4 protein-coding genes and 1 pseudogene are annotated in these 5392 nt (G+C 45.9%); all 5 read left to right on the forward strand.

The window, feature by feature from the left end; genetic code table 11:
• Nucleotides 1-99 precede the first annotated feature (99 nt).
• Nucleotides 100-693 carry a transcriptional regulator BetI gene (betI, locus tag B9J87_RS09305; RefSeq protein ID WP_017046103.1) on the forward strand — a complete coding sequence of 198 codons (594 nt, stop codon included), beginning with the start codon at nt 100-102 and terminating at the stop codon, nt 691-693.
• Between the two features lie 21 nt (nt 694-714).
• Nucleotides 715-2175, forward strand: a complete 1461-nt coding sequence (gene betB / locus B9J87_RS09310) for a betaine-aldehyde dehydrogenase (RefSeq protein WP_094150427.1) — start codon at nt 715-717, stop codon at nt 2173-2175.
• Nucleotides 2176-2193: 18 nt separating this feature from the next.
• Nucleotides 2194-3894, forward strand: coding sequence for a choline dehydrogenase (gene betA / locus B9J87_RS09315; protein WP_088733436.1), 1701 nt, complete (start codon nt 2194-2196; stop codon nt 3892-3894).
• Nucleotides 3895-3930: 36 nt separating this feature from the next.
• Complete coding sequence (locus tag B9J87_RS09320; RefSeq protein ID WP_047689625.1) at nt 3931-4875, forward strand: choline ABC transporter substrate-binding protein; 945 nt, start codon at nt 3931-3933, stop codon at nt 4873-4875.
• A gap of 49 nt (nt 4876-4924) precedes the next feature.
• Nucleotides 4925-5074, forward strand: a pseudogene (locus B9J87_RS09325) (choline ABC transporter permease subunit); the annotation flags it as partial.
• Nucleotides 5075-5392 lie beyond the last annotated feature (318 nt).

The following is a 5392-nucleotide window of genomic DNA, read 5'->3' on the forward strand; positions in this document are numbered from 1 at the left end:
CAATGGCAATTATTACGCAAAAATAGATTTGAACTCTAAACATTATCATGGCATTTTATATTTAACTAATCGTTCAATATAAAATAATCAGGATGAATTATGCCAAAGGTAGGGATGCCAGACATACGCAAACCTCAACTTGTTGCCGCAACAATGACAGTCATTGAGCGCGTTGGATTACATGGCGCAAGCATCGCTTTAATCAGCAAAGAAGCGGGTGTCTCGACAGGGATTATCAATCACTACTTTGGCGGCAAGCATGGATTATTGGAAGAGACAATGCGTGTTGTTTTACGTGAGCTTTCAACCACCATCACTCAGCATTTAAACCAACTCCCAAAAGAGGCTCATTACGAACGCATTAATGCCATCGTAACCGGCAATTTCAAAGGGTTCCAAGCGGAAAACCAAGTTGTTAAAACATGGTTAGCGTTTTGGGCTTACTCCATGCACGACGCACAGTTAAATCGCCTGCAATACGTCAATGAACAGCGTTTACTTTCTCATCTTAAGATTGAACTCAAGCCGCTGCTCCCATCAGAACAAGTCAACCTCGTGGCTCATGGCATCGCGTCACTGATTGATGGCATTTGGCTACGCGGAGCATTAAACCCCAAAGGGATAGACCCTGCTCAAGCACATTCCATCATTAACGATTACCTCAATAAACAATTAGCGTTTTATGCGCAATAACAACTCACTTCAGGCCTTAAAATGGAAATACAATCGCTTTATATCAACGGAACGCTCCGATCTGCGACTTCAGGAGAACGTTTCGATACCTACAACCCAGCAACAGGTGAAGTGATAGCAAGATTGCAGCACGCCAGTGCCAATGACGTTGAACAAGCTATCACCTCAGCCAAGCAAGGATTCGCGATATGGTCAAGAATGACCGCGACAGAACGCAGCCGTATTTTGCTAAAAGCAGTAAAAATACTTAGAGAACGAAACGATGAACTTGCTGTACTTGAAGTTCTCGATACCGGTAAGCCGATTCAAGAAGCCAATTGCGTTGATATTGCTACTGGCGCAGACGTCATTGAGTACTTTGCAAATTTAGCCCCATCGCTTCAAGGCGAGCAACAGCCGATCAATGAACATCAGTTTTTTTATACTCGCCGCGAGCCATTAGGCATCTGCGCGGGCATTGGCGCATGGAATTATCCGATTCAAATCGCGATGTGGAAATCAGCGCCAGCACTGGCTGCCGGCAATGTGATGATTTTCAAGCCCTCAGAGGAAACGCCATTAAGCGCATTAAAACTGGCAGAGATCTTCAGTGAAGCCGGAGTGCCAGACGGCGTCTTTAACGTGGTTCAAGGTGATTACCGCGTAGGTCAAATGCTGACGGCCCACCCAGATATTGCCAAAGTCTCTTTTACCGGTGAATCGGGTACCGGGAAAACCGTGATGGCAGACAGCGCTCGCAGCTTGAAGTCTGTCACTATGGAATTGGGCGGAAAGTCACCGCTCATTATTTTTGATGATGCCAAGCTTGATCAAGCTGTCTCCGCTGCCATGGTGGCAAATTTTTATACCCAAGGCGAAGTGTGTACCCATGGGACGCGTGTTTTTGTACACCACAATATCTACGATGCGTTTGTCGCTCAGCTTAAGCAACGCACCGAAAAATTAGTGATTGGTGATCCTATGGATATCAACACACAGATTGGTGCACTGATCTCCAAGCCTCATTTAAGCAAAGTGCTCACAGCGATTGAGCAAGCCAAAGCTAGCCAAGCAACTTTGCTCACTGGCGGTTATCAAGTTACCGATAACGGCCTAGATAAGGGCAACTTTGTTGCTCCAACCGTTTTCATTGATTGCACTGATGACATGCCTCACGTGCAGCAAGAAATCTTTGGCCCTGTGATGTCAGTGCTTAAGTTTAGCGATGAAGACGAAGTGATCGCGCGCGCGAATGACACACAATATGGTTTAGCGGCAGGAGTGTTCACACAGAACCTTTCTCGTGCACACCGAGTAATTCACCAACTTCAAGCCGGGATCTGCTGGATAAATACCTGGGGAGACTCTCCAGCAGAAATGCCTGTCGGTGGTTATAAGCATTCTGGGATTGGCCGTGAAAATGGCATAGAAACCCTTAAGCACTATACCCAAACCAAAAGCATTTTAGTGGAGCTAGATGATTTTGCTAGCCCATATGCTTAATCGTCAAAGGAGCCTTCTATGTTAAATCACTTTGATTACATTATCGTCGGTGCGGGCTCAGCAGGTTGTGTTCTTGCCGATCGCTTAACCGAGTCTGGCGAGCATCAAGTTTTACTGCTCGAAGCTGGCGGAAGCGATAAAAGCATTTTTATTCAAATGCCAACCGCCCTTTCTTACCCGATGAACAGCGAAAAATACGCATGGCAATTTGAAACCGAATCAGAGCCCGATCTTGACGGGCGTCAGTTACATTGCCCACGGGGAAAAGTACTCGGTGGCAGCTCGTCTATTAATGGCATGGTATATGTTCGTGGTCACGCTTGCGATTTTGATGAATGGGAATCACTGGGCGCTAAAGGTTGGAATTATCAAAATTGTTTACCCTATTTTCGCCGCGCTGAATCTTGGATAGGTGGCGAGAACGCTTATCGTGGCGGCAACGGGCCCGTCGGTACTTGTAACGGTAACGACATGCAATTGAACCCACTTTATCAAGCCTTCATCGATGCGGGCAAAGAAGCCGGTTATCCAGAAACTGACGATTACAATGCTTATCAGCAGGAAGGTTTCGGGCCAATGCATATGACGGTAGATTCTGGAGTTCGCGCCTCAACGTCCAATGCCTATTTACGCCGCGCGATGAAGCGCCCGAACCTCACCGTAAAGACAGGAATTGTGACACATAAAATCTTGATTGAAGAGCAAAAGGCCATCGGCGTTGAGTTTGAAAAATCAGGCAAGATCCAACAAGCGTTTTGCTTGCGAGAAGTGATCTCAAGTGCTGGTTCTATTGGCTCTCCTCAACTTTTGCAACTTTCGGGTATTGGCCCTAAAGCGCTGATTGAACAAGTTGGTGTGAAACTGGAGCAAGACCTGCCTGGCGTGGGTCAAAACCTGCAAGATCACTTAGAGATCTATTTTCAATACCATTGTAAACAACCGATCACACTAAACAGTAAACTCGGTTTAATCAGCAAAGGGCTTATCGGCACTGAATGGATCTTAACTCGTAAAGGATTAGGGGCAACCAACCACTTCGAGTCGTGCGCGTTTATTCGCTCTCGCGCAGGGCTCAAATGGCCAAATATTCAATACCACTTTTTACCTGCTGCGATGCGGTACGACGGCCAAGCGGCCTTTGATGGTCACGGCTTCCAAGTTCATGTGGGGCCCAATAAGCCAGAAAGCCGAGGACAAGTACAAATTGTCTCTCGCGATCCAACGGTTTCACCCTCTATCGCATTTAATTACCTATCAACCGAACAAGATCGCCAAGATTGGCGCGATTGCATTCGTCTCACCCGCGAAATTCTAGCGCAACCAGCATTGGATAGTTATCGAGGCGAAGAAATTCAACCGGGTGAAGAGATCCAAAACGATGACGATATTGATTCATGGGTCAAACAGAATGTGGAAAGCGCTTATCACCCCTCTTGCAGCTGCAAAATGGGCGCAGATGACGACCCAATGGCCGTGGTGAATGAACAATGCCAAGTGCGCGGAATTCAAGCTTTACGCGTGGTGGATTCCTCGATATTCCCAAGCATTCCCAACGGGAACCTGAATGCGCCAACCATCATGGTCGCAGAGCGCGCCGCCGATCTTATTTTAGGCAAACCGCTATTAGCCAGTACTGAAGCTCCAGTATGGATTGCACCAGACTGGCAAACCAAACAAAGAATAAAACCACCAATGAGAAAGCCGGACGCTTACTCATAAAATTTATAAAGTCAGTCAAAAATACAAGGAAATAACATGTCTATTACTAAAAAAACCGTGCTCACACTTGCAATGACGACTCTGCTCAGCGCCAATGCTTACGCTAATCAGTGCGATACCGTGCGCTTTGCTGATGTAGGTTGGACAGATATCACCGCCACGACGGCAATAACCACAGAGTTGCTCAAAGGGTTAGGCTATCAGACAAAAATCGATTTGCTCTCAGTACCCGTGACCTACTCATCTATGGCGAACGGTGACATTGATGTATTCCTCGGTAATTGGATGCCAACCATGGAAGGCGATATTGCCAAATACCGTGAAGCTGGAACGGTTGAAACTCTGCGCGCTAACTTGGAAGGAGCAAAATACACACTCGCTGTGCCTAAGTACGTTTATGATGCCGGTGTCCAATCGTTTGCTGATATCGCTCAATTTTCAGATAAATTTCGCGGCAAAATCTATGGTATTGAACCGGGCAATGACGGTAATCGCTTGATCCAATCGATGGTTGATGAAAACGCTTTTGAGCTGAAAGATTTTAGCGTTGTTGAGTCAAGTGAAGCGGGCATGGTGTCACAAGTGGCACGCTCAGTACGTCGTAATCAGTGGATTGTGTTTCTAGGTTGGGCTCCGCACCCAATGAACAGCAATGTTGAAATGGAATACCTTGATGGCGGTGACGATTACTTTGGCCCAAACTACGGTGGTGCAAATGTCTACACCAATGTGCGTCAAAACTACCTAGCACAATGCCCAAATGTCGGTAATTTATTAAAAAACCTATCCTTCTCGCTTGAAATGGAAAACCAACTGATGGAATCCATTCTCAACCAAGGCGTGTTACCAGAACAAGCCGCTCGCCAATGGTTAATCAAACATCCAGAAAGTATTGTTCCATGGCTAAAGAATGTAAAAACCAAAGCTGGAACACCTGCACAACAAGCTATCAGCAACTATTTAGCGCCATTTAAAGCATAAATTAATTTAAAGGAGGAGGTGAGCATTTCACCTTCCAAAAGGCTATACCGTGAATTTTATTACAGAGAACAAAATCCCCTTAGGTCGTTGGATGGAAAGTGGCGTAGACTGGCTGACCATCCATGCAGCCACATTTTTTGATACTGTTTCCTACTTACTTGAGACCATCATTTTATCTTTAGTTGATGTGTTTAAATGGTTCATCCGGAAAATCGATACCTGAATGACTTTTCTGATACCATATCGCCAAAAATAGCCAGTTAATGTCAACTTCACTTCTTTACCATCGCTTTGGAATACGCGGCCCTTTCCATTATTGCTCTACAGAGTTTGATGGTGACGCGACCATCTTTCACGTAGCACACAATCCTCATATTAAATGTCCATCATGTCGTAGTCGTGATGTCATAAAAAAAAGGAGGTAAGGTTCGCCGTTTCATCGCTACGCCAATCGGCACTAGCCCCTGTTACATCCAGATAGTAAACCAGCGGATTGAATGCCGAGCTTGTAATACAC

It is taken from the genome of Vibrio sp. V19_P1S1T109 (genome assembly GCF_002241375.1).
Lineage (GTDB): Bacteria > Pseudomonadota > Gammaproteobacteria > Enterobacterales > Vibrionaceae > Vibrio > Vibrio anguillarum.